We start from the raw sequence: 25,723 nt of genomic DNA on the forward strand, positions 1-25,723 counted from the left end.
AACCCCCATTTTTGTCTATTACCAAATGAGTATACCATGACAAAAGAACCAAAAGAAGTATTTTTTCCATATTATTCTTCATTTTTCCACATCTGGTTTGTTTACCGTTTTCATAAGTTCCTGTATGCTTAATATAGAATGCTAGATGAAGTGTGGTGTTTATCATAGAAGAGAATATTTTTAGTCACATTCGGACGACGTTTCATAGTTTGTCCCCAACCCAGAAAAAGATTGCCAATTACATCTTACAAAACCCTCAGAAAGTTGTGCTTCATTCTATCAGTGCACTCGCTGCTGAATGCAGCACAAGCGAAACGACGATTTTTCGTTTTCTAAGAAAAATTGGCTATGAATCGTACCAAGTGTTTCGTGTCCATGTCGCACAGGATATCGCGACCAATACACCTCAATCCATATACGGCGAGATCGAGGCATCCGATAGTGTAGCTGACATTAAACATAAGGTCATAGAGTTAACAACAAACTCTATTCAAGATATGAAGCATATTTTAGAGGATCATGCCGTCACACAATTCATTGAACACATGAAACAGGCACATAAAACCGTCTTTTTTGGAGCAGGTGCGTCCAGCTTTATTGCTGGTGATGCTTATCATAAGTTCCTGCAGCTTGGTTTTGAAGTGAGCCTCTGCAGTGATCCGCATATGATGAATATGATTGCAACACACGCCACGGAACACGATTTTATCGTCGCAATCTCCCATTCAGGAGAAAGCAGAGAAATTCTTGACGCCGTACAGTTTGCAAAAGAAAAAGGGGCAAAAATTGCCTCTATCACCAGCTATCCGAAATCAGAGCTCGCAAAACGGTCTGATTTTCATCTGCTTAGCTCTTCCAGAGAGACAACCTATCGATCGGACTCCATGATCTCCCGTATCAATCAGCTTGTGATCATTGATGTACTATACGTCGCCGCTGTTTTAGAGCTAGGATCAAATGCCATTGAAAACGTGAAACGATCTCGATTAGCTGTAGCTAAAAATAAAACATGAACGCAAAAGACCGGAGCTGATTCCGGTCTTTTTTTGTGACTTTTTTCATATTTTCCGTTGACACGTTCCTATCACGTCATGTACATTAAATGAACAATAGTTTATTTCCTACTATTAAATTTAAAAGATAGTATATATACTAACACAAAGAAAAGAAAGCGCTTTTTGTAAGGGTTTTCTATATAGGAGGCGGACAACGTGACAAAGAAGATTGGATTTATTGGACTAGGTATTATGGGAAAACCGATGGCACTCAATCTATTAAAAGCCGGTCATACTTTAACGGTTTTTGACCTAAATGAGGAAGCGATTCGATCGTTACAGAAAGCCGGAGCAAAGGGTGCTGTTTCAGCAGCTGAGGCAGCTTCTGAAAGCGATATCATTATCACGATGCTTCCTAAAGGGGAGCATGTAGAGGCAGTCGTTTCAGGTGATCAAGGCATTTTAACGACAGCCGCACCTGGCACTGTCATCGTAGATATGAGCTCAATTTCTCCTGTAACCTCTAGGGCTTTAGCTGCTCTTGCCAAACAGCATCAGGTGGAATTTATCGATGCACCTGTCAGCGGCGGAGAACCGAAGGCAATAGACGGAACACTTGCCATCATGGCTGGCGGCGAAGAATCCATCTTTGAGCAAGTGAAGGATGTCCTGCTTGCGATGGGCACTGAGGTCGTATTAGTTGGGGCAAATGGTAGCGGCACAACAGCGAAGCTAGCCAATCAAATCATCGTCAATTTAAATATTGCGGCCATGTCCGAGGCGCTCGTTCTAGCCGCTAAATCAGGCATTGCCATTGATAAGATGTATGAAGCCATCCGCGGCGGACTGGCAGGAAGTGCCGTTCTCGATGCAAAAGTTCCTCTCATCTTAGAACGAAATTTTGAACCTGGCGGACGCATCGACATCAACTTGAAGGATTTAACCAATGTCATGGAAACTGCTCATGATATCGGTGTTCCTCTTCCCCTTTCTAGCCAGCTGCTTGAAATCTTCCACGCCCTCAAAGCAGACGGAAAATCCGGGCTTGATCATGGCGGCATCGTTCAATATTACGAAAAAATGGCTCATGTCGAAGTAAAGAAAGGATGAGATGGTCATGAAGCAAAGTACTGACATATTGAATGCCATTCCAAAAGCAGATTCAAAGGCCATTCAATCAGCATACGAACAAGCACTGAGCAGCTTTCAGCATAAAGTCATTGTATTAGACGATGATCCAACAGGGATTCAAACCGTACATGGCGTCTCTGTTTTCACCGATTGGTCAGAAGAAAGCATTGAGGCTGGTTTTCTTGAAGACAGCCGCATGTTCTTTATACTGACCAATTCTCGCAGTATGACAGAGAAAGAAACTGCCGCTGCGCACGAAACCATTGCTGCAACCATTGTAAAGGTGGCTGAACGGCTTAATCAGGAATTCATCATTGTCAGCCGAGGAGATTCTACTCTTCGCGGACACTTTCCGCTTGAAACTGAAGTACTCAAAACGACCATTGAACAGCAAAGCTCCCGCCAGTTCGATGGAGAAATCCTTCTTCCTTTTTTCCAAGAAGGCGGACGCTTTACGATCGACAATACTCATTACGTACAGGAAGGACACGAATTAATTCCTGCTGGTGATACAGAATTTGCAAGAGACCGTACATTCGGCTTTCAATCCTCTCATCTAGGAGAATGGATTGAAGAAAAGTCAGAGGGATTGTTCACAAAAGAGAACACAACCTACATTTCGTTAGCTGATCTGCGGGCTTTACGCATCGATCAAATCAAACAACAGATCATGGGTGTGAAGGATTTCAAAAAGGTGGTTGTAAACGCAGTGGACTATGACGATGTCAAAGTCTTTGTCACCGCTCTCATTGAAGCCATTCAAGCAGGACAGCAGCTGATGTTCAGAAGTGCGGCCGCGCTCACAAAAGTACTTGGCGGTATAGGGGATCAGGCCTTATTAACAAGAGGTGACTTGATACAAGAAGAAAGCCCTCATGGTGGTCTCATTATGATCGGTTCTCATGTGAAAAAAACAACAGAACAATTAAAAGCGCTTGAGCAAAATAAAGAGATGGCTTTTATTGAATTTAATACCCACCTCGTGTTAGAGCCTGATGCCTTTCGCAAAGAAATTGACCGTGTCATTCAGCAAACTGAAGCACTGTTGGTAGCAGGTCAATCTGTGGCTGTTTATACAAGAAGAGAACGGCTTGATCTTGGGGATGATCGCCAAGAGGAAGAATTAAAGCTCTCTGTACAGATTAGTGATGCTGTGACAAGTATTGTCCAGCGCCTCACCATTCGTCCTAAGTATCTCATTGCCAAAGGCGGAATTACTTCCAGCGATATTGGGACAAGAGGTCTTAGCGTGAGACGTGCGACCGTGGCAGGTCAAATCAAACCAGGGATCCCTGTTTGGCAAACAGGAGAAGAAAGTAAATTCCCTTTCATGTCTTATGTGATTTTCCCGGGAAATGTTGGGTCAAAGGATACGTTAAAAGAAGCTGTAGACATACTTGAAGGATAAGGCATAGGGGGTGTTTGCGCCCCCTTATGCACCACAAAGGAGGAAAGATCATGTCGTTAGTGTTTATTGGACTTGGCGTTTTGTTATTGCTTTTACTCATGGTTGTCTTTAAGTTAAACGCTTTCATTTCTTTGATTATTGTCTCTTTAATTGTTGCTGTGTTAGAAGGGATGACACCACTAGAAGCGATTGCTTCCGTCGAAAAAGGACTTGGCAGTACGCTCGGACACCTGGCACTCGTTCTCGGTTTTGGAGCGATGCTTGGGAAATTGATGGCTGATTCTGGCGGTGCTCAGCGTATCGCGATGACACTCATTGACCGATTTGGCATCGGAAAAATCCAATGGGCGACGATGCTGACTGGATTTGTGATTGGAATTGCTCTATTTTATGAAACCGGATTCATTATTTTAATTCCATTAGTCTTTACGATCGCTCAGGCTGCAAGACTTCCTGTGCTGTATGTGGGCATGCCGCTTGTCGCTGCTCTCATCACCACACATGGCTTCCTCCCTCCTCACCCAGGGCCGACTGCCATTGCGAATGTCTTTCAAGCAAACATGGGACAAACCTTATTGGTTGGGATTATTTTAGCGATTCCTGCTGTTTTAGTAGGTGGACTTCTGTTTACAAAACTATTTAAAAAAGACCAGTTGCACGCACATATCCCAAAGAACTTATTTAATCCAAAGGAATTCACAGAAGAAGAAATGCCTAGCTTCGGCATTAGCATTTTCACCGCTGTTTTGCCTGTATTGCTTATGACTTTCAGAGCATTTCTAGAAATTTTCTTCCCTTCCTCCCCATTGCTGCCTACCGCTGAGTTTTTAGGCGAACCGGCGATTGCACTATTAATCTCAGTGCTGCTTGCCATCTACACGTTTGGGCTTGGAAGAGGAAAGAGCATGCAGGACGTGATGAAGTCCATCACGGATTCTATCGGCTCCATTGCTATGATTTTATTAATTATTGCGGGCGGAGGCGCCTTTAAACAGGTGCTCATTGATAGCGGCGTCGATCAATATATTGCAGGTATTATGCAAGGAAGCACACTTTCTCCCCTGCTTCTGACTTGGCTCATTGCTGCTGTCCTTCGTGTCTCTTTAGGATCAGCGACTGTCGCCGGTCTCACGGCGGCTGGCATTTCTGCACCACTGATTGGCCTGACGGGTGTCAGCCCTGAATTAATGGTGATCGCAACAGGTGCCGGCAGTATCACGTTCTCTCATGTGAATGATGCGGGTTTCTGGATTTATAAAGAATACTTTAACCTATCAATGGCTCAAACCTTTAAAACGTGGACATTGATGGTCACCGTGCTTTCACTTGTCGGACTTGCTGGTGTTCTTGTTGCTGATTTGTTCATGTAGGAAATTAAATTGTAAAAACCATTGACTTTTCCCTGAAAAGGTTGAATAATTGTGTTTATTAAGAAAATTGAATCAAAAGGTAACCTTATTAAGAGTGGTGGAGGGACTGGCCCTGTGAAACCCGGCAACCGCTGTTCCTAGGAACAGAATGGTGCTAATTCCTTAAGCAAGCAGATGCTTGTTTGAAGATAAGGCAGAGTTCTCACAGTATATGATGCTCTTCCTTATCCAAGGAAGAGCTTTTTTATTTGATTTTTTAACCTGAAGAAAGAAGGGATTCAGCATGACACAAGTACAAACCATTGGAAAGAAAACAACGAAACCGCCATACCGCGCAGATCAAGTAGGAAGCTTACTACGTTCAGAACGCATCAAGGAAGCACGCAAGCAAAAGGCAGACGGTACGCTGACAGCAGAGCAGCTCCGACAAATTGAAAACGAAGAAATCACACGTATTGTAGAGAAGCAAAAAGAAATTGGGTTAGAGGTTGTCACAGATGGTGAGTTCAGACGTGCATGGTGGCATTTTGACTTTCTTGAAGGACTCGATGGGGTTGAAGGATTTGAAGCAGATCAAGGCATTCAATTTCATAACACAACGACAAAAGCTAGAGGTATTAAGGTAACAGGCAAGATCGATTTTACAGATCATCCAATGCTGGAGGATTATCGTTTCCTGCACAGCATCGCTGGTGATCATACGGCTAAAATGACGATTCCAAGTCCGAATATGCTCTTTTTCCGTGGAAAGCTTGAAGAAGGAGTGTATAACAGCTTAGAGGAATTCCACCATGATGTGGCACAGGCGTATAAGAAAGCCATCCGTGCTTTTTATGATGCAGGCTGCCGCTACTTGCAGCTGGATGATACGGCATGGGCCGTGTTCTTTTCTGAAAAAGGCCACGAACAAATCAAAGCCTTTGGCCGTGAAGAAGCTGAACTTCGTGAGTCATTTGCGAAGACGATCAATGAAGCTGTTGCCGACCGCCCAGAGGATTTGGTGATCACGATGCACATTTGCCGTGGTAACTTTAAATCAACTTGGGCAGCTGAAGGTGGTTACGAAGCAGCGGCAGAAACAATTTTCGCAGGCTTAGATCTTGATGGTCTCTTTTTAGAATTCGACGACGATCGTTCTGGCGGATTTGAGCCTCTTCGATATGTGAAGAACCCAAACCTTCAAATCGTACTAGGCCTTGTCACTTCAAAATACGGTGAGCTTGAGCCAGTTGAACAGATTAAAAAACGCATTGAGGAAGCGGCTCAATATGTGGACATTAACCAAATTTGTTTGAGTCCACAATGCGGATTCGCCTCAACAGAGGAAGGCAATCTGTTAACAGAAGAGCAGCAATGGGAAAAACTGCGTCATGTGATTGAGATTGCTGATCAAGTGTGGACTTCTTAGTCCCTTTGACGAAAAAAAGACAAACCGCCGTATGAGCGGTTTGTCTCTTTTTGTTAAGCGTCTAAATGATCTCCATTCGTCGCAATCACTTGTTTATACCAATCGAAGCTTTTCTTTTTCTTTCTATCTAATGTACCGTTTCCTTCATTATCACGGTCGACATAAATGAAGCCGTAGCGTTTTTTCATTTCAGCCGTTGATGCGCTGACTAGGTCAATTGGGCCCCAGCTTGTATAACCGATCAGGTCTACTCCGTCTGCGATGGCTTCTCTCGCCTCTAGCAAATGGCTTCTGAGGTAATCAATTCGGTAATCGTCTTGAATTGATCCGTCTTCTTCTACTTGATCGACAGCACCCAATCCATTTTCTACGATAAACAATGGCTTTTGGTAGCGGTCATACAGCTGATTCAGTGTTGTACGAAGTCCTTTCGGATCAATTTGCCAGCCCCAATCACTTGCTTCCAGATATGGGTTTTTCACACCTTCAAATAGGTTACCACCAGTAACTTGTTCAAGGACCTTTGGATCTGTACTCGTCACAAAACTCATATAATAACTGAAGCCAATATAGTCAACTGTATGGTTTCTTAAAATGTCTTCGTCCCCGTCTTGGAACTCAATGTTGATGTCATTTTCAAGGAAATAACGTTTCATGTAACCTGGGTAATAGCCTCTTGCCTGCACATCTGAGAAGAACAATGTTTTACGGTCTTGCTCAATTGCAGCAAACATATCCTCTGGTCTTGAGCTGTACGGATATGTGGTCATCGCTGCAATCATACAGCCAATTTTTGCATCTGGAATGATTTCATGTCCTGCTTTAACAGCCAGAGCACTTGCCACAAATTGGTGATGCGCTGCTTGATATTGAATGCTTTTCTCATCTTCACCTTCTTCAAATACAAGCCCGCCGCCAGTGAAAGGCGCATGTAACACGACATTAATTTCATTGAAGGTCATCCAATATTTCACTTTATCTTTAAAGCGAGTGAACAATGTTTTAGCGTATGTTTCATAAAGATCCACAAGCTTACGGTTTCTCCATCCGCCGTAGTTTTTCACAAGTGCAAGCGGCATTTCATAGTGAGAGATCGTGACAACTGGCTCAATTCCATGCTTATGCAGTTCATCAAATACTCTTTCATAAAAAGCGAGGCCTGCTTCATTCGGTTCCGCATCGTCGCCATTTGGAAAAATACGCGGCCAAGAAATGGATAGTCTGAAGCACTTGAATCCCATTTCTGCAAAGAGTGCAATATCTTCTTTATAGCGATGGTAGAAATCGATGGCATCATGATATAAGTTAAGGTCTTTCATTGATTCATCGAATGGGTGCATAATACCATGCGGTGATACGTCTGCTGTCGATAAGCCTTTTCCATCTTTGTTATTTGCACCTTCAATTTGGTTGGCTGCAACAGCGCCGCCCCATAAGAAACCTTTAGGAAATGTTTTTTCTAACTTGTTCATGTTGAATGCCCTCCTCTTTTTCTTCTACACTGACTGTGAGCAGTGTCTCTTTTACTGTAATCGTTCCATCTGTTTTCGCATCAACTTGTGCATAATCATTCGTGTTGGTGACAATAACAGGTGTGGTCACATCATAGCCTTCTTGCTGAATACCCTTGATATCAAATTCAACCAGCACATCCCCTGCTTGTACAAGATCACCGGACTGCACATGACTTGTGAAATACTTTCCATCAAGTTTTACCGTGTCAATCCCGACATGAATAAGAAGTTCTGTGCCTTGGTCACTCTTCAAGCCAATGGCATGTTTTGTGTGGAAAATGGTTTCAACATTGCCGTTGAACGGTGCGACAACACGACCAACTGTTGGTACAATGGCTGCACCTTTACCCATGATTTCATTAGAGAATGTTGCATCATTTACTTGATTGAGCGGCTTTAATTGACCTTCAAGCGGGCTTTGTACCACTTCATTTTGAAGCGCTGCTGTATCTTTCTTATCTTCTGGTTTGTCTGCTTTTGTATCTTCTTTTACTGGTACATCTTTGAAGCCTAGAACAAGTGTCATGATCGTTGCTACAACAAATCCGATCACTAAACCGATGATTGAGTAGACAAATGTTGGTCCAATGAATGTTGGGAGACCTGGGAGGCCTGCTGATCCAGATATCACATATGATTTTACTTTAAAGATCGACATGAACACGCCGCCTGCTGCTGCACCAATGAGGGCTGCAAGGAACGGTTTTTTCAATCGCATGTTCACACCATACATAGCAGGTTCAGTAATACCCATTAAGGCTGTGATACTTGTAGACATCGCCAATGATTTGAATGTTTTGTTTTTTGATCTTAAGAAGACACCGAATGCTGCGCCTGCTTGTGCCATATTCGCTACAAACATCATTGGAAGTATAAAGTCAAAACCGTTTAACGTAATGTTGTTAATCATGATTGGAAGCAGTGCATAGTGCATGCCCGTAATGATCAATGGTGACATGAATCCGCCTATCAAGAGCCCTGCCAAAATCCCTGCATGTTTAAACAATAAATCAATTCCACCTGAAAGGCCATTACCGATAATTCCACCAAGTGGTCCAACCGCGATGAGCATAACCGGTACAACGACAAGAAGTGTAACTGTTGGAACAAGGATGATCTTTAATGATTTTGGACTATATTTTTCTGCGAATCTTTCAACATATGAGCCGAGCCAAATGGTAAGAAGAATTGGAATCACCGATGAAGAGTACACAACGGCAACCACTGGCAAGCCGAGAAATTCTGTATTTCCCGCACCCAGTAAAGCGGTTAACTGCGGGTGCAGTGCTGCTGCTGCAATGGCAGCTGCGATATACTGATTTGTACCAATTTTTTTGGCTACGCTTACAGCAAGTAGAATCGGTAAGAAGTAAAAGGCTCCATCTCCGATAGCTGTTAAAATCGCATACGTGCTGCTTTTATCTGATATCCAATGGAATGTGAGCATCAGTGCCAAAATCCCTTTGATCATACCGGCTCCAGCGATGGCTGGAAGAATCGGTGTGAAGACACCAGAGATAAAATCAAATAGCTTTGATATCACATTTTGTTTTGACGCTTCTTCTGTACCGCCTGATTTTACATCTGTTGATAGTCCAGAGTCAGCAATCATCGCTTGATAGACATTTGAGACATCATTGCCGATAATGACATGATATTGACCTCCGCTTTGATTCACGCCCATGACGCCGTCTGTTGATTGCAGCTTTTCTTTATCTGCCTTGCTTTCATCGTATAAGTTGAAGCGAAGTCTTGTCATACAATGTGTGACTTGCTTAACATTTTTTTCACCGCCGACAAGTTCTAGCACTTCTTTTGCTGTTTGTTTGTGGTTCATTGTGTTACCCTCCAATCGTTGATTTCATCTTGATATAGAAAAAACCTAAACATCCATTAATGTCCGAGAAATAGCGATTCAGACATTAATCGATATTTAGGTTTTGCCTGCTTAACCAGTAACAATCCTTCATAGCGATTGATCGTTATTTAATTTTTATAAGTCTTTAGATATAAAAAAACCTAAATCATGCCTTATCAAAGATAGGGACAATGATTTAGGTTTTGCCTGCTTGACCAGTAACAATCCTAAAAGATTGTGGGTTATTTAGTTTATAGTTATAAATTATCATGTTAATTTTGTGATGTCAACGCTTTCTTTTTGAATTTATTTTCTTTTTATTACTCTGTCTATATGCAAAGTTAAATATAGCATTTCATCTTCTATGAGACTTCGGTTGTATTCTTTTTGAACATACTCGTTAATTTTTTCTGCGCATTGAAAAGCTGCAGTGTTTTTCTCTTTTACCACTTCATACAGAAACTCATTTTGATTTTCCATTTGTGTTTCGTTAAACAGACGCTGTCCGAAAAACTTCAAATGCGTCACAAATCGGAAATAATTTAATGATTCCTCGTCTAAATCAATTTGAAAGTGATACTTTACGATGTTTAAAATATCTTGAATGAGTTTGGTGATTTGAATCACGTTTGGCATTTCCTCATTGAGCTCTGCATTGACAATATGCATGGCAATAAAGCCGGCTTCATCCTCAGGAAGATGGATGCTCAGCTTGTCCTCAATGATCCGAATAGCTTCTAAACCACATCTGAACTCATCTTTATACAGCCGTTTGATTTCCCAGAGCAAGGCATTTTTGATGTCCATCCCTTTTTGATGACGTTCTATGGCAAAGGTGATATGATCCGTCAGCGTCACATAGATGCTGTCATTTAGATTTTTGTTAAGAGTCGTTCTCGCATGCTCAATAATCGCCTCGCACACTTGCATATACTCGATTGGAATATCATAAAGCAGGGTTTTGAATTTTTCTGATATATCTTTATTTTGAATAGAAAATACCTTCTCGATTCGTTCTTCGTCAATCGGGTCTCCGCTTTTCTTTTGAAACGCGATCCCTCTGCCCATAATGACCAGCTCATGCTGCTCGTCATCATACGCACTGACAACATTATTATTGATTACTTTCGAAATGATCAATTGATACCCCCCAGTACATTCCGCTTTTTCGAGCATTTTATCGTTGATTGATATGTCATTTTATTATTATTTTCAAAAAAGAGGACTTTAAGATGATTTTACATTTTTTTTTGATCCGGTCAACTAGTAAGAATGACATATTGCCTCTTAGAAATGACGAAATAGGGGCAAAAAAGTCTAAAAACATATGAAAAAACAACAAAGTGCTAAAATAAATGACATTTTAGCACTTTGTTTAACTTTATAAAATACAAAGGTGTTCATTTTTTGAAGTTTAGAAAAAACACTCACGAGTTGAATGACATCCTTTCTCTTTCATACATAAATCTTTCCAAACTGTTAACGCCTTCTAATTTTTTTGGATGTGATGTTACCAGCGGATTGAATGACCTGTACAATCACAACCAGTACGAAAACAGTGACCACCATGGTGGCTGTATCAAAGCGCTGATACCCATACGTCAATGCCAAATCACCAACTCCGCCTGCTCCAACTGCACCTGCCATTGCAGATGCTCCTACCAAACCAATTGTAGCTGTTGTAAATGTAAGCACAAGTGAGCTGAGACCTTCAGGCAATAAAAATCGATAAATGATTTGCCAAATTGTCGCTCCCATCGCTTCTGCCGCTTCAATTATCCCCTTATCTACCTCAAGAAGTGAGTTTTCAACAAGTCGTGCGATATACGGTGCGGCGTAAACAACGAGCGGTACAATTGCTGCAGTCGTTCCTATCGCTGTTCCAACGACGAGTCGAGTAAATGGAATAAGTGCAACAAGTAAAATAATAAACGGGATCGAGCGTAAAATGTTAATGACAGAATTCAACAGATGAAAAATGGCCGACTGCTCCCAAATGTGTCCCTTTCTTGTGATCACCAGAATAATTCCAAGTGGCAGCCCAATAATGATAGAAAATAAAAGGGATAAAGTGACCATATATAATGTTTGACCAAATCCGGTTAAAAGTTGATCTAGCGATACTTCCATTCCAAAAAGCTGCGATGTACTAGTCAAGACCCGCTACCTCCTGTACATTGATCTTCTCCTGTTGAATATATGAAAAAGCTTTTTCAATCTCGGTTTGTTCGCCTGTCACTTCAACAATCATATTGCCAAAAGGGGTATCTTGAATTTCTGAAATATTAGCCGACAAGACATTGACATCAATATCATATTTCTTTGCAATTGTGGATAGGAGCGGTTTGCTGGAACTGTGACCAATAAAGTTCATTTTCCACACCGTTTTTTGACCATTTTTTAATTCTTCAATTATGCTATTTGGCAAATGCTCATGGATAACCGTTCTGACAAAACGTCTTGCAATATCAGTTTGCGGATGAGAAAAAATCTCATACACTGAACCTTTTTCAACGATTTGACCGTTTTCCATGACAGCTACTTTTGTACAGATATCTCGAATGACAGACATTTCGTGAGTGATTAACAGAATCGTAATATCATATGCTTGATTGATTTTTTTAAGGAGGTCTAAGATCGCAGACGTCGTATCTGGATCAAGTGCAGATGTCGCTTCATCACATAGAAGAATGGATGGATTCGTTGCCAGTGTACGTGCAATTCCGACACGCTGCTTTTGTCCTCCAGATAGCTGCTCTGGATAATTGTTCGCCTTTGATTCAAGACCTACGAATGATAAAAGCTCATCTACTCTTTCTTTGATTTTCCGCTTTGAGCTTCCGCTTAATAGAAGCGGCAAAGCCACATTATCAAACACTGTCTTTGATTGAAGTAAATGAAAATGCTGAAAAATCATGCCAATGTCTTTTTTCTCTTTCCTTAAGTTCGCTTTAGACAGTGAGGTCAATATTTTTCCATTTACCTTTACCTCTCCTGCTGTTGGTCGTTCTAGTAAGTTCACGAGTCTTAATAGTGTGCTTTTTCCCGCCCCGCTATATCCAACCACACCGAATATATCACCTTTTTCGATGGTCAGATTGATGTTGGACAAGGCTTCAATATTTTGCTGTCCACTCTGATATACTTTCTGTACATCTTTAAATTCAATCATTGGCTGGACCTCTCTTTACTTTATTGATATCGGTTCACTGGTACACGAAGCCCTAAATGCTCCCGAAGCGTGTGCCCTTTGTAATCGGTACGGAATAATTTTCTTTCCTGTAAAATAGGCACAACGAGCTCGACAAAGTCTTTTAAAGTATCTGGGAGAACAGCAGGAATCAGCATAAATCCATCTGCTGCTCCTACATCCACCCATTTCTCCATTTCATCTGCTATTTGTTCTGGTGTACCAATCCAACGGTCATGTGAAGCTGCATTGCTCACCTTGGCATAAAGCTCACCAACTGTTGGGTTTTGCTCATTGATGATACGCATGATCGTTTCAAAGTCACTTTGAATACTATCTACTTCCGTCCACGCCACCTCTTTTGCAGGCGTGTCTGGAGAGTAAGCCGTTAAATCCACATTTCCAACATAACCAGATAAGAACTTTAGTGCCTGCTCAGGCAGGAGCGCTTCGTCCAGCTGACGCTTTTTTTCCTGTGCTTCTTTTTTTGTTCTTCCGATAACCGGTGATATCCCTTGTAAAATATGAAGTTCATTCGGCCTTCTTCCGAATTGAGGCAGCCGCTCTTTCAATTCTTTATAAAACGCTTGAGCAGATTGCAAATCCTTCTTATGACTAAATACCACTTCCGCTGTACGTGCGGCAAATTGTTGTCCTGGTTCAGAAGAGCCCGCCTGAAAGATGACGGGCTGCCCTTGGGGTGTTCTTCCTATATTTAAAGGACCTCGAACTTGAAAGTATGTACCTTTATGATGAATTGGATGCACCTTTTGTTCATCGTAAAATTTCCCTGTCTCCTTATCTCGAATAAAGGCATCATCTTCCCAGGAATCCCATAATCCTTGCACGACATCGATGAATTCCTCTGCCATTTGGTAACGGTCATCATGTTTGACATGTGACGTTCGTCCAAAGTTTTGTGCAGTTCGCCCCGTTGCGTCTGCTGTGGTGACGACATTCCACCCAGCACGTCCTCCAGTCACATGATCAATAGATGCGAACTGTCTTGCGAGCACATATGGCTCACTATAGGTTGTTGAAGCAGTAGCTACAACACCAATCCGATTTGTAGCAGCGCCCATTGCCGTAATGAGAATCGCTGGATCAAACCGATTAAGAATATGAGGGTGTGAATTCTCATCTATGGCAAGGCTGTCTGCAATAAATACCGCATCAAGTTTTCCTTCCTCTGCTTTCCGAGCCATTTCTCGGTAAAAATTCACATCAATGCTTGCATCTGCTTGCACATGAGGGAGTCTCCATGAGCCAAGATGCATACCAGACCCAACGAGATATACGGCTAATTTCATCTCTTTGGTCATGCTCACGCCCCCTCTTTTTGTAGAGCTTTGTCATATTCCTTTAGTAATTGATCAATCGGTGTGGTGACTGGAAGAAAATTTCCTTCGTAGTGATTCGTAATATAATCCGTGATTTTTTTAGAATGTAAAATCTCTGTGATTGTATCAAGCTCTTTCCTTTTCTCCTTTTGGACATCCTTTGTCACAGCAACTACATTAACGTACGGAGCTTCTTTTTTACTTTCATGATATAAAGAACTTTTCAATTTATAGCCTGCTTCAAGGGCTATACCATTATTGATGACCGCTGCATCCACATCATCTAAAAGACGGGGCAGGTTTGCCGCTTGAGCAGGAACAATGTCTAAGTTGTATGGATTTTCTAAGATTTTGTCCTCTCCCCCTTGTCCATTAAAATCATCCTTTAGCTTGATTAAACCGGCATTTTGCAATAATACGAGGGCACGAGGCCAGTTGCTATCATCATTTGGAATCGCAATTTTATCGCCCTTTTTAATATCTTTTAAGCTCTTTCTTGTTTTAGAGTAAATACCGAGAGGCGCTGCAATGGTAGCAATATCCGCTACCAGTTCGCCCTTTCTTGTTTTATTCCAGCTTGTTAAATAGGCAAGATGCTGAAAGGAGTTCGCATCTATTTCGCCATCTTCTGTTAATTGATTCAGATCAACGCCACCAGTAAATGTTTTTAACTCTAAAGTAAGGCCTTTCTTTTTCGCCTCTTCCTTTACAACCTTCCAAAAATCAAGGGTTGCCTCAGTGGTTCCTAAAGTCAGCGTTTGTTTTTCATTCGACGCATTTGTTTGTCCGCAAGAGGTAACAAGGAGGCTCAGTATGAAAATAAAAGCGAGTATATTGATTTTTCTCATGTAGATTCATCTCCTCTTTATGAACTAACGGCTTTTGTTTGATTTGTCACGTCCTCAAATGTAATATCAATGGCATTCACGAGTGAACGTCTAATGGTGCAGCCTCTTTCAGCAGATGTAATGACCTTTTGACGAGCCTCTTCACTTAATTCTTTAGGTAGCTTGATTGACAGGTGCAGTTTTTCTACTCTGGATGGTCCCTCCACTGCTTTTTGGGCTTGGACAGCCACATTGAAGTTTTCCTCTGTGATCGGAGTTCCTTCTCTTTCTAATAACACTCGTAAATTGAGCGATGTGCAGTATCCAAGTGAAGCGCCTAATAATTCAAGTGGTGTTAAACCCTCTGTTCCTATGGTGCGACTGCCTTTTACCTGTTTGCCACTTTCGTTATAAATCGAAAATTCTTCACCATCTAATTTAATATTTGTCATAGCATTCATCTCCTGTATTCGTTTTAGTTCGTGATTTCACTGACTGGTTTATCGACAGGAATTTTCGTTCCGCCAAATTCTTTTTTGACATAGTTCTGAACTTCTTTTGAATGATAAACCTCTGCTAGTTTTTTTAACGTTTTGTTGTCTTTGTTTTTTTCTTGTGTCACAAGCAGGTTGATATTCGCCTTCGTATCTTGATTTACTTCTTCGTGATATAGCGAGTCTTTAATGGCGTTTAGACCGGCATCAAGTGCAACACTGTTTCCAATTAGCGCAGCGTCTACATCCGGGAGCACTCGTGCCGTAGCTGTACCATCTGTTTCAACAAATTGCAGCTTTTTCGGATTGTCATCAATGTCCTTCAAGGTGCTAAAAGAGTTGAAATCAGACTTCAGCTTGATGAGACCAGCCTTTTCTAGCACTCTGAGTCCTCTTGCAGTATTCGCTGTATCATTTGGAATCGCCACTTTCGCACCGTTTGGAATGTCCTCAAGTTTTTGATATTTGTCAGAGTAAAGCCCCATTGGTTCAAGATACGTTGTGGCGATGGCGACAAGCTTTGCCTTCTTTTTCTTCACGTAATCTTGGAAATAGGATAGTGATTGGAAGGCATTCACATCTACTTGACCATCATTTGTGGCTTCATTGATTTGCACGCCGTCATTAAATTCTTTGACTTCAATATTCAAACCTGCTTTTTTTGCCTCATCTGATTTCGCAATAAACTGCCAAACTTGGGCGTCTGATCCTTGTGATGCAATCACAATTTTATCCTGATTTCCTTTGCTGCTTGACTGTTGACCACCGCATGCGGCTAGGACTGTCACTATCATTGCTAGTAAAATAAACACACTATTTTTTCTCATTGTCATCTTCTCCTTTTATGCCAATGTCTCTGCGTGATCGTGATGAAAGGCATCCTTTAAAAGAACAAGAGACCTTTTTCGTTTTTCCGCATCATCAATTGGTGTCAAAATGATAAATTCATCAATTCCCAGCTTCTTCTGCAAAGCAAGTAGCTCCTCTCGAACTAACGCCTGTGTGCCGAAAATGATCTTTCGCTCTTGTTTTTTAATCTCATAGGGTTCTCCGCTTTGATTTCCAAATTCTCTTGCATTTTCTTCGCTTGCTAGGGTAAATGTTTTTCCACTCTTTAAGTGGACTTTGACAATTTCGTCATTTGAAATAAGGCTTTTCGCTTCTTCATTGGTTTCAGCTGTGATAACAGGCAATGCGAGAATGAATGCCGGCTTCTTCTGTACATGTGGATCTACGTTCTGTTGAAATGCTTCGATTGCTCCCTCTAGTTCCTGTTCATCACTATTGATAAATTGGGCAAAGACAAAGGAAACGCCTAGTTTAGCAGCAAGCTCAGCACTCCCCTTACTTGTACCAAGCAAAATAAGATCAGCAGGTACCGGCGGGAGCGGATAGGCTCTAATCTCATCCCCTTTTTCATCCGTATGTTTTTGGTTATGAAGCCACAGGGCCAGCTCTTTGATTTTTTCTGTGAACGGATAATGATCCTGTGATACACCTTTTTGTAAGGTAGCAGTTGAGACAGGCAGTCCACCAGGTGATTTCCCTACACCGAGATCCACTCTTCCTGGTGCAAGGCTGGCTAGTACATTGAAGTTCTCCGCAACTTTATATGGGCTATAGTGCTGCAGCATCACTCCACCAGATCCGATTTTGATTTGTTTTGTTTGAGCGAGCAGATATGAAATGAGCACCTCCGGCGAAGATCCTGCACGCTCTTTCATATTGTGGTGTTCCGCTACCCAAAACCGATGGAATCCTTTTTCATCTGCCATCTTTGCTAGTTCGACGGTATGCTGCAAAGCTTCTTGAGCGGTCTCATTTTGATGGACAGTACTTTGATCAAGAACGCTTAATTTTAGTGACGACATCATTAATCACCTCATCTATGGTTATCAAAACTGATTATCACTATAAAAATAGTATGATTTATATGTAGACAAATCTCATTTATGCAAGCATTAGGCTCCTATTGAATTGTTGATAAATCGCTTTGACACGATCAGTAAAAACAGATTTTGTGCCTTTTAATGAAACAAGACTGATTTGATGACTCACGCTTAGCATGTTCAATTTCTTTTTCATCAACGTGCCTTCTCTCAGCTCTTTCATCACACTCAATTCAGGTAAAAAACCGACTTTTCCATGTCTAATTAGTTCTTTAGCTACCTCAAGATTGTCTGTGTGAAAACCAATATTAGGCGTCTCTGGAAGTGCTTCAAATATTTTATGAATCATTGTCCAATCAAATGAGCCACATTGATAAAAGACAATGGGATGATGGCTAATATCCTCAATCGTTGGCTTCTCATTCGACAATAATTCATGATCTGGTGGAACAATCAAGTGAATTTGATTGTCTAACAGTTTAAAAGAATCCACTCCTGGATGGGAAGTATGCTTCATTAATCCAAATTCCACCTGTTGATTTAAAATCGCTTCGAGCATCGAATCATTCGTTGTCGTCATCGTTTTAAATGTCACATTTGGGTAGCATTTGCTCAAATACGGTAATAGATATGGTAAATAATATTGTGCCATTAATAAATTGGAACCAATCGTGACTTGATCTTTTTCGTTCGGCACATGTAATTGTTTTTTTCCATTTTGATAACTTTTTAAAATCTCCTCGGCATATGGTAAGAAATTCTTTCCCTGTTCAGTGAGGTGAAACTGTTTCCCTTTTCTCATGAACAATTTTGTATTGAGTTCGCGCTCTAAAGACTGAATTCTTGCAGAGACAGAAGGCTGTGACAAAAACAGTGCGTCCGCTGCTTTTCTAAAACTCTCAAAATGATTAACATAAACAAATGCCTCTAAGTGGTCAATGTTCATGGCGCACCTTCTTTGTAAATTAATGTTTCACATTCTATCACACAGATATTAATCAGACAATTCAGATATTTAAAATATAAATGAATAAAATTCTAATTTGACTTATCATGTAAATTAAAACACAGTAAATTTGTATGTTTAATTTATATTAATATTATCCTTCAATTTTTTCACGGTCAATTTGATTTCATTCGAATACTTTTATAGGTTAATAGATATTTTCTATCAATAATCGTTAGAGCTTTGACCACAAAAAAACCTCCATCTGAGATGGAGGTGCATACCGTAGGCAAATCTTCTATAAAGAGTGTTTTTACAAAATCAAGAACAGTCCCAATTATAGACGACATTCTCGAAATTTTTTCGTTTGAGGTCTTCTGGTTTGATAAAAAAGTTGGCGATTCCGCAATCTCCCCACAACATATCTACTTCATCATCTGAGTCAATTTGCAATAACAAAACGGTATGTTCTTGATCTTCATAAGTACGCGGATCTTCTTGTGTAAACCCTGGATACCCGCCCAATTTGTGACCAAAGCCACTCGCTGTTTCATAGAATTCATCCAACAGGGTATCTGCTTCATCACCATTAACACCATCTGCATCTTCAAATAGGTTCCAGCTGTTCTTTCCTGTGACTTTTTCAAAACGGAAATCTCCTACACTGATCGTTTCGCTTGCTAATTCACCTGTAATTGCGCCTTCCTTCGTAACAGGAAAATAAAAATCGTCTGGAATTTTCACAAAAGAAAAATCGGTCAATAACTCTTCTTCTGCTAAGAAAGGTTCTTCAATAAATTTGATCCGGAAATCTTTTTGTTCTGTTTTATGGTCAATATTCATTCCATAAAGATCATCATGCACAGAAATAAAGACTTGCAAAAGTCCTGTTTCTGGATAATCTTTCAGCTTCGGCAGCTGTCCGAAATTAATTTGTGCCAAAAGTTTCATCGGATGTCCTTCGCCGTCAACTGGATATTCATCGTTTTTGGGGAAGTAAGGATCACCAGCTATTTTGCTGTCGTATGGTCCTGTTTTTCCTTGTTTCATCTGCAATTGAATCATTGGTTTTTCAGTTTTATCTAACAACGGACGGTAGGGTGCAAGTATTTCTTTCAGCTTCGCTGATTGTGTCACGATGATCTTCCTCCTTATGAATAGGTCTAATGACAAAACTAGTCTCTCTTTTTCTATCATACAGAAGTGTATCCTGCCTGTCAGCGATAAAACGGTCATAATTCTAACAAGTTTCTCACCTTGAAATGATAAAAAAACCTCCAATTCAGCTGGAGGTTTTGTCGTTCTTTTATTTCACTTGATAGTTCACTAAGTCGTTTGCCAATGATTTCATTGTTTCGTTTGTTTCATGAAGACCTTCAATAATTTTTGTAAAAGTGCCAACAAGTTCTGCCTGATGCTCAGAGGAAGCGACAATTTGCGCAATTTCTTCTTCCATTCCTTTGATCGATCCCTGCACATCTTTTAGGGCTGTTTCAATATCAGTTGTCGCCTGTTTCGCGTGAGTTGACAGCTTTCTCACTTCTGTTGCGACCACTCCAAAGCCTGCTCCTGCTTCTCCCACTCTTGCAGCTTCTATTGATGCGTTAAGTCCAAGTAAGTTCGTTTGATCAGAGATACCTTTAATGAGATTAGACACTTGATTGATTTTAGAGGAATTTTCGACAGTGGTTTTCGTATTTTGTAGAATTTGTTCACTTGTCGCTTGTAGTTCCTCTGAATGTGCGGCAACCTGCTGTACCATTGCGACTAGTTTTTCGGAAGCCTCGTTGCTCTCCGTCATGATGTGCTCTAATCGTTGTTGATTCGTTTGGTCATAGGCCACACAGAAGGCAGCAACCACTTGACCTGATTCATCAGTAATTGGAACGGCTACGATATCCATTGGAATCCCGTATACTTCTTTCGGAATTTGGATAAACGATGGTTCTCTCCCATTTTTCAGCATCGCAAAGTTTTGGAATCCAGGATCTACTGTATCACCAGCTTTAAATCCTAAATCAATATTCCCATGTTGCTGATAATAAAGAACCTTCTCTTTCCCTAAAACAGAAAAGGTTAGCTGTTCTCTCATAGCAAGTCCAATGATTGGTAAAGCGTCTATTATGTTATCAATTCTCTGTGACATTCGCTTACGTTCATCCTCTCTTTTTCTCAGTACACCTTCTTTATCGGTTCGTTATATGATCTATTACAGCCTGTAATGTGTACTAATATCAATCAAATGACCTAAGACATATAAAAAGCCCACATTCTATCTAGTGAATGTGGGTGTTTTTTAAAAAAAGTAAATGCACATAAAGACACTGATACCGATGAGAAAAAGATACATGTAGTCAATCCATGAGGTGCTGATGATATGATAATACGTTCGCTCTCTCGTCCCTGTGAAGCCCCTGGCTTCCATCGCAATCGCTAAGCGCTCTGATTTTCGTACACCTTGTGTAAAAAGGGGTAATGCATAACGCATAAAGGCTTTCCAGCTGTTTTTTTGCTTGTAGCCTCTGATTTTATGTGCAGCTTTCATTTGTTTTAATTCACTTTGAAATAACGGAATAAACCGGAAGCCGGCAAGCATTCCATACGCCCATTTTGGGGACATTCGGCATTGGTGAATCAGACTCATCATAAATGCCGTCAAATCGGTTGTGGACGTAAAAAGGAGACCAAATGTCACAAATCCAAGCATTCTGAAAGCGATGGTGAGACCATTTCTTAAACTCTCCTCCGTGATATGAAACCACGCCCACTTCCAAACAGTATGATCCCCCTTGCCGAATGCCGCCATCATCCAAAAGACGAGAATAAAAAAGAGCAGATAAGGGACAAGCCTTGTGATGAGATACTTCATATTCCATCCACCTAAAACAAGTCCAATGCCAAGAGCAAACAGCCAGATGATAAAGGTTGTTTTAGGATCAGATATCGCCATGAGGCAGCCCATCGCAAGCAGGTGAGCGAGTAATTTCATGACTGGATTCACAGTAGAAAGAAAGGAATGATTACTTTGCAATTGTCAGCACATCCTTTCTTTCTGCCACATAGCGATAATGTAAGGGAGCTCTCAGCTGATAAGCATCGACAAGTTCCTGATTTGAAAATAGATCATAAGGGAGACCATCATATACATGCTTGCCTTGATGAAAAAGAAGCACTTGATCGGCACATTCATCGACAAGCTCCATATCATGTGTAACCATCACAATGGTCGTGCCTTGGCGCTGCCGTTCTTTTAAACGCCTCATTAATTCCTTCGCTGTTTTTTCATCCTGACCGAAAGTCGGTTCATCTAACAGCAATACATCTTGATCAAAAAGGAGCATCGTGGCAACACTCAATCTTCTTTTTTGCCCTAAACTTAAGGTGAAGGGATGTGCTTTTGCATGCTTCTCTAAACCGAACTCTTTCAGCAGCTGGGCCGTTTTTTCTTGTACGACTGATTCTGGCCAGTTTCGCTGTCTGCCGCCAAAGGCGATTTCATCGAATACTGTGTCTTGTATAAATTGAAGCTCCGGATTTTGAAACACAAAGCCTGCTTTTTCATAGAGTAGTCGGTCAGACCATTTTTTAAGGTCTGTTTCTTTTAAGAAAATATGACCTTTTTTAGCTGGCTCTAAGCGGATCAAATGTTTGAGACACGTACTTTTTCCGCTTCCATTTTCTCCAATAACCGCCACCCATTCTCCTGCTTTGATATCAAGCTGAAGGTTACTCATAATCCTTTTTTTCCCGTAGCTTAATTGAAGATTTTCTGTACGAATCATTGTCTCTCGTTCGATTGACGGCACTTTTTCATGCTTCGCTTTTCTTGCTTCATAGGTTTGCATAAAGGTTTGACTCAGTGGATGAAATGGATCTTGAATAATCGTGGACCATTTCTCGGGAAATAATTTTGGCCGCCAAATTCCTGCCTCTTTCATTTCTTCCTCATATGTCACGAGCACATCTTTTGGAGCTCCATCTGCTAAAATGCTGCCTTGATCATCTAATAAAATCACCCGATCCATCCATTCAATGACTCCGTCAAGCACATGCTCTACAAAAATCATGGTTTGCTGCTGATCGGCTGCAAGCTGCTGCAGCAGTTGAAATATGTCCATTCTACCTGCTGGGTCAAGCTGTGCGGTTGGTTCATCAAAGAATAGAACATCCGGCTGTAAAGCTAGTAAACAAGCAAGTGCCAATCGCTGCTTCATGCCGCCAGATAAAGTGTGAATCTCTGAATGCGGATCGACATTCAGTTGGACTTTTTGCATGAGCTGCTGAATGATATCATCCATCTCTTCCCGAGGGACGGAACGGTTCTCTAAGCTAAAGGCAATTTCTTCATTGACGCGGTGCATACAAAACTGAGAGTCTGGATCTTGAAACATGACGCCTGTATGTCTTTGTAACACCACTTCACCCTGCATGTCTGCTTCCACATGCTCTGGAATGATTCCAGCCAGAACCGAAATGAGCGTGGATTTCCCGCTTCCGCTCGGCCCTAAAATAAGCACCTTTTCCCCTTTTTGAATCGTCAGGGAGATTTGATTTAAAACAGGCTTAGGCTGTTCATAAAAACGGACAGTCAGATCATTGCACGCGAGAAATGAATTCATGCTGTTCACCTTTGTTTCGTTTTTCTTTCATAATGGCATATTGATTCAGTACACCTGTTTTGGATAGTGCGTCCACCACCACTTTCGCAAGGCAGCCGCCAAGTATCATTCCACTAATAATTTGAGTCACAAGGGTCATAAGTAAAACTTGAGGCGTGTAATAACCAAAGCCATTTGCCACGAGACTGTACGCCATCGCTCCGATAGCGGCAAAGGCACCAGACAGCATCAGTGTCCACATGCGGTATCGTTTATACCCAAAAAGAGCGAAGGCGATTTCTGCCCCAAGCCCTTGGCATACACCAATCAGCAAAGCTGAAAGTCCGAAGTGGCTTCCTGTCAATAATTCCACAGCCGCGGCAGCTGTTTCCGCAATCAGGGCAGCCCCCGGCTTTTGAATGATATACGCAACGATTGGACTAGCAATGACCCATATTCCAAACATGATATTGCCTCCTGCTGGGCCAACAAGTGCTGTAATCGGTAAGTAAAGTGTGGACCACCCTAAATAGATCACACCGCACGCAACGGATAAAATCACAGCAAGGACGACTTCTTTCATCTTCCATGTCATGATGAATGCACCTCCAGTTGAACTGGCCACTCTTCAACAGTAAAGGCCATTTCCCAAAACTTGTATTCGAGCTGGCAACTTAAGATAAAATGCTGTTTCATTTTTTCCTTTTCCTTCTCACTTGCTGCTTCCGCCAATTGATCGAGCCGCTTGCAAAGCTCACCTGTGACAGAATCGGTTAACCCTCCATAAAACGTGATCCATTCATAAAACGGGTGTGACGGGTCTGGCTGCACATCTGTGAGCATTCGTTTCCCTATTTCCCAATATGTCCAAGGACATGGTAGCAGGACAGCGATGATTTCACCCAGCGTACCTTCCTGTGCGACTTGCAGCATGTGATGAATATAGTGATGAGCACTCGGAGCCAAAGAAGCACCTTGGAGCTCATCATATGCTACTCCTGCCACTCGGCAGAGGTTTTGATGGGGGTGCGTTTCACTATCTAGTACAAACGCAATCTGCTGATGAAAAAACGTAATATCCTCTCTGTCTGTACATCTGCTGAGCGCTGCTGCATAAATTTTAATGAATGCTTGTAAGTATTCTGCATCCTGTTTGACATAATGAATGATCTGTTCCTTTTCCAGCTTTCCTGCTGCCAGGCCTCTGACGAACGGATGCTGATAAATGGCTTCAAATAACGGTTCTGCTTCTTTCCTTAATTGTGTAGAAAATGTCATAAAAAAAGCCTCCTCTTCTTCAGTTGAATAAATGAAAAAGCCACCCCAAATGGAGCGGCCTTCTTATCGATTCAATCATGAATAAGACAAGGTCCAGCTCCACTTCCCTCCGCTAGTACGAACTAGATCAGGTTCAAAGGGTCCAAGATTTTCTCTTGTCTCAGTCATACATGACTCCCCTAGTGGACTTTTGTCATTTAATTATCTTTACTCTACACATGTGGCGATTTGATGTCAACCGCCTTTCTTAATTCAACGTTCTGATTGTTGGCAGTTTCTCGATCCCTGCAGCATAGTAGAAATTCAACACACTGAAGAAATCGATCGGCTTTCCTGTTTTTAAATCTACAGCTAAAATATGATCACCGTAATTTGTCATATCATCAATATCTAAGCGTCTTGGTGTCGTCTTCCCAAGTGTATCAACAAAGCTACTATGGTAGTACTGCCCGCTAGCAAACGATGATTCATGATACATAAATAAAGTCTCCACATCTAAGTAGACGAGAATGGCCTCTGAGGAACTTGCGTATGGAGCAGAGTACGACACTGGTGCCGAAATACTTTTCACCTTCACACTGTCAACAGAATGAGTTCTCTGTTCATATTTTCCATCATATGAGAAGTAAAATACACGCTCCCATTTATAATCGGCGGTATTAGATTGTTTGTTATATACTTTTGTACCATTTGCGAAAACATCCCCATTGGCATACGTAGCGACAAAGTATTGCAATGTTGATGACAGGGATTCAGCACCTGTGAAATTTGGTGGGTTTTTGGCATTCACCTGTAATGTATATGAGTCTCCAAAGTCTCCACCGCTGGTAATACCAAACGCATAATCACCCGCTGGTAAATTGCTTAACGCAATCAGACTGCCTGCCGGTTGAATAAGATCCGTTGGGTAGGCTTGTCCTGTTTCATAATCAACAACAAACAATTGAACGAAATAATCAGGGTTTGAAGAGGTAATCCGGCTGATGAGTGCCTGAGGTGAAGATGTGCTTAAAAACCATAAATCAACTGGGTCGTCCTCTGTTAAGACAGCCGATTGATTTATGGCTAGTCCATCAATGGAGCGAACGGCAGACGTGCGCATTTTGCCATCTTTAGCAGCTTTTCGTTTGATACTGATTCCTTTCTTCTTATTCACTTTAAATGATTTTTTCACTTGCTTCTGTTGGATAGCGGTTCCTTCATCCTGCTTCAAAAACGACTCTTGCACTTGCTGAATCGCTTTTTCTGTCAGTGGTGATCGTTTCCCACTTGATTTTGGTGCTTCTTCTGCTTTTAATGCTGGTGAAAACAAACCTGTTGCGACGAGTAAAACAGACAGTAAAGCTGCAGTGATTTTGACATAAAATGCTCTCACAGGAACATCCCCTTTTCCTCATTTGGGTTTTTTACCCTGTGATAATTTTACCATTATTCCAATCATTGTTTTGGTCTTTTTTGGGACATTTTTATAACAAAA

At 41.4% G+C, this 25,723-nt stretch carries 23 protein-coding genes and 2 riboswitches; of the genes, 5 read left to right on the forward strand and 18 right to left on the reverse strand.

The features are described 5' to 3' along the window. The first annotated feature begins 155 nt into the window (after positions 1 to 155). The 5 genes from NSQ72_RS18285 (at position 156) to NSQ72_RS18305 (ending at position 6,312) form a co-directional block, all read left to right on the forward strand. Positions 156 to 1,013, forward strand: a complete 858-nt coding sequence (locus NSQ72_RS18285; RefSeq protein ID WP_181286087.1) for a MurR/RpiR family transcriptional regulator — start codon at positions 156 to 158, stop codon at positions 1,011 to 1,013. Positions 1,014 to 1,211: 198 nt separating this feature from the next. Continuing rightward, a complete protein-coding gene (garR, locus tag NSQ72_RS18290; RefSeq protein ID WP_044334415.1) occupies positions 1,212 to 2,105 on the forward strand; it encodes a 2-hydroxy-3-oxopropionate reductase in 894 nt (297 codons plus the stop codon). Between the two features lie 7 nt (positions 2,106 to 2,112). Continuing rightward, positions 2,113 to 3,534 (forward strand): four-carbon acid sugar kinase family protein, encoded by a 1,422-nt coding sequence (locus tag NSQ72_RS18295; protein WP_251180924.1) that lies wholly within the window; start codon positions 2,113 to 2,115, stop codon positions 3,532 to 3,534. A gap of 50 nt (positions 3,535 to 3,584) precedes the next feature. Beyond that, positions 3,585 to 4,904: a gluconate:H+ symporter gene (locus tag NSQ72_RS18300; protein ID WP_024423918.1), complete on the forward strand. Its 1,320-nt coding sequence runs from the start codon at positions 3,585 to 3,587 to the stop codon at positions 4,902 to 4,904. A gap of 82 nt (positions 4,905 to 4,986) precedes the next feature. Next, a riboswitch (SAM riboswitch) is annotated at positions 4,987 to 5,099 on the forward strand. Positions 5,100 to 5,187: 88 nt separating this feature from the next. Continuing rightward, complete coding sequence (locus NSQ72_RS18305; protein ID WP_341084894.1) at positions 5,188 to 6,312, forward strand: 5-methyltetrahydropteroyltriglutamate--homocysteine S-methyltransferase; 1,125 nt, start codon at positions 5,188 to 5,190, stop codon at positions 6,310 to 6,312. A 53-nt stretch (positions 6,313 to 6,365) separates the two neighbouring features. On the opposite strand, the gene NSQ72_RS18310 is transcribed toward NSQ72_RS18305, so the two are convergent. The 18 genes from NSQ72_RS18310 to NSQ72_RS18395 form a co-directional block, all read right to left on the reverse strand. After that, complete coding sequence (locus tag NSQ72_RS18310) at positions 6,366 to 7,784, reverse strand: glycoside hydrolase family 1 protein (RefSeq protein WP_341084895.1); 1,419 nt, start codon at positions 7,782 to 7,784, stop codon at positions 6,366 to 6,368. Next, the gene (locus tag NSQ72_RS18315) at positions 7,756 to 9,663 is read right to left on the reverse strand and encodes a beta-glucoside-specific PTS transporter subunit IIABC (RefSeq protein WP_341084896.1); all 1,908 of its coding nucleotides are present in this window, start codon (positions 9,661 to 9,663) and stop codon (positions 7,756 to 7,758) included. Before NSQ72_RS18315 ends, NSQ72_RS18310 begins: the two co-directional genes overlap by 29 nt. 327 nt (positions 9,664 to 9,990) lie before the next feature. Further along, positions 9,991 to 10,824 carry a BglG family transcription antiterminator LicT gene (gene licT, locus NSQ72_RS18320; protein ID WP_024423922.1) on the reverse strand — a complete coding sequence of 278 codons (834 nt, stop codon included), beginning with the start codon at positions 10,822 to 10,824 and terminating at the stop codon, positions 9,991 to 9,993. A 339-nt stretch (positions 10,825 to 11,163) separates the two neighbouring features. Continuing rightward, positions 11,164 to 11,814 (reverse strand): methionine ABC transporter permease, encoded by a 651-nt coding sequence (locus NSQ72_RS18325; protein ID WP_034738276.1) that lies wholly within the window; start codon positions 11,812 to 11,814, stop codon positions 11,164 to 11,166. Between the two features lie 19 nt (positions 11,815 to 11,833). Further along, positions 11,834 to 12,856, reverse strand: a complete 1,023-nt coding sequence (locus NSQ72_RS18330; RefSeq protein WP_341084897.1) for a methionine ABC transporter ATP-binding protein — start codon at positions 12,854 to 12,856, stop codon at positions 11,834 to 11,836. Between the two features lie 20 nt (positions 12,857 to 12,876). Continuing rightward, positions 12,877 to 14,202 carry an LLM class flavin-dependent oxidoreductase gene (locus tag NSQ72_RS18335; protein WP_341084898.1) on the reverse strand — a complete coding sequence of 442 codons (1,326 nt, stop codon included), beginning with the start codon at positions 14,200 to 14,202 and terminating at the stop codon, positions 12,877 to 12,879. Continuing rightward, entirely contained in the window at positions 14,199 to 15,062 is an 864-nt protein-coding gene (locus tag NSQ72_RS18340) for a MetQ/NlpA family ABC transporter substrate-binding protein (RefSeq protein WP_341084900.1), read from the reverse strand. Before NSQ72_RS18340 ends, NSQ72_RS18335 begins: the two co-directional genes overlap by 4 nt. 17 nt (positions 15,063 to 15,079) lie before the next feature. Beyond that, positions 15,080 to 15,493, reverse strand: coding sequence for an OsmC family protein (locus tag NSQ72_RS18345; RefSeq protein WP_077233713.1), 414 nt, complete (start codon positions 15,491 to 15,493; stop codon positions 15,080 to 15,082). Between the two features lie 23 nt (positions 15,494 to 15,516). After that, on the reverse strand, positions 15,517 to 16,362 hold the full coding sequence (locus tag NSQ72_RS18350; RefSeq protein ID WP_059377422.1) for a MetQ/NlpA family ABC transporter substrate-binding protein: 846 nt from the start codon (positions 16,360 to 16,362) through the stop codon (positions 15,517 to 15,519). Positions 16,363 to 16,377: 15 nt separating this feature from the next. Next, positions 16,378 to 17,406 (reverse strand): LLM class flavin-dependent oxidoreductase, encoded by a 1,029-nt coding sequence (locus tag NSQ72_RS18355; RefSeq protein WP_008355598.1) that lies wholly within the window; start codon positions 17,404 to 17,406, stop codon positions 16,378 to 16,380. Positions 17,407 to 17,485: 79 nt separating this feature from the next. Then, complete coding sequence (locus NSQ72_RS18360; RefSeq protein WP_341084904.1) at positions 17,486 to 18,370, reverse strand: LysR family transcriptional regulator; 885 nt, start codon at positions 18,368 to 18,370, stop codon at positions 17,486 to 17,488. 321 nt (positions 18,371 to 18,691) lie between these two features. Then, positions 18,692 to 19,507 carry a YwqG family protein gene (locus NSQ72_RS18365; RefSeq protein ID WP_330545743.1) on the reverse strand — a complete coding sequence of 272 codons (816 nt, stop codon included), beginning with the start codon at positions 19,505 to 19,507 and terminating at the stop codon, positions 18,692 to 18,694. 169 nt (positions 19,508 to 19,676) lie between these two features. Beyond that, the gene (locus NSQ72_RS18370; protein WP_039182599.1) at positions 19,677 to 20,516 is read right to left on the reverse strand and encodes a methyl-accepting chemotaxis protein; all 840 of its coding nucleotides are present in this window, start codon (positions 20,514 to 20,516) and stop codon (positions 19,677 to 19,679) included. Between the two features lie 150 nt (positions 20,517 to 20,666). Beyond that, positions 20,667 to 21,401: an energy-coupling factor transporter transmembrane component T family protein gene (locus tag NSQ72_RS18375; RefSeq protein ID WP_058838430.1), complete on the reverse strand. Its 735-nt coding sequence runs from the start codon at positions 21,399 to 21,401 to the stop codon at positions 20,667 to 20,669. Then, positions 21,391 to 22,989, reverse strand: coding sequence for an ABC transporter ATP-binding protein (locus tag NSQ72_RS18380; protein ID WP_341084906.1), 1,599 nt, complete (start codon positions 22,987 to 22,989; stop codon positions 21,391 to 21,393). Before NSQ72_RS18380 ends, NSQ72_RS18375 begins: the two co-directional genes overlap by 11 nt. Further along, entirely contained in the window at positions 22,964 to 23,563 is a 600-nt protein-coding gene (locus tag NSQ72_RS18385) for an ECF transporter S component (RefSeq protein ID WP_025093768.1), read from the reverse strand. Before NSQ72_RS18385 ends, NSQ72_RS18380 begins: the two co-directional genes overlap by 26 nt. Next, positions 23,560 to 24,246 carry a thiaminase II gene (gene tenA / locus NSQ72_RS18390; RefSeq protein ID WP_234107465.1) on the reverse strand — a complete coding sequence of 229 codons (687 nt, stop codon included), beginning with the start codon at positions 24,244 to 24,246 and terminating at the stop codon, positions 23,560 to 23,562. Before tenA ends, NSQ72_RS18385 begins: the two co-directional genes overlap by 4 nt. Positions 24,247 to 24,333: 87 nt before the next feature. Further along, positions 24,334 to 24,437: riboswitch (TPP riboswitch) on the reverse strand. 56 nt (positions 24,438 to 24,493) lie between these two features. After that, positions 24,494 to 25,621: a hypothetical protein gene (locus NSQ72_RS18395; protein ID WP_341084908.1), complete on the reverse strand. Its 1,128-nt coding sequence runs from the start codon at positions 25,619 to 25,621 to the stop codon at positions 24,494 to 24,496. Positions 25,622 to 25,723: the final 102 nt, after the last annotated feature.

This window comes from Bacillus sp. FSL R5-0659 (assembly GCF_038008785.1).
Taxonomy (GTDB): Bacteria; Bacillota; Bacilli; order Bacillales; family Bacillaceae; genus Bacillus; species Bacillus safensis.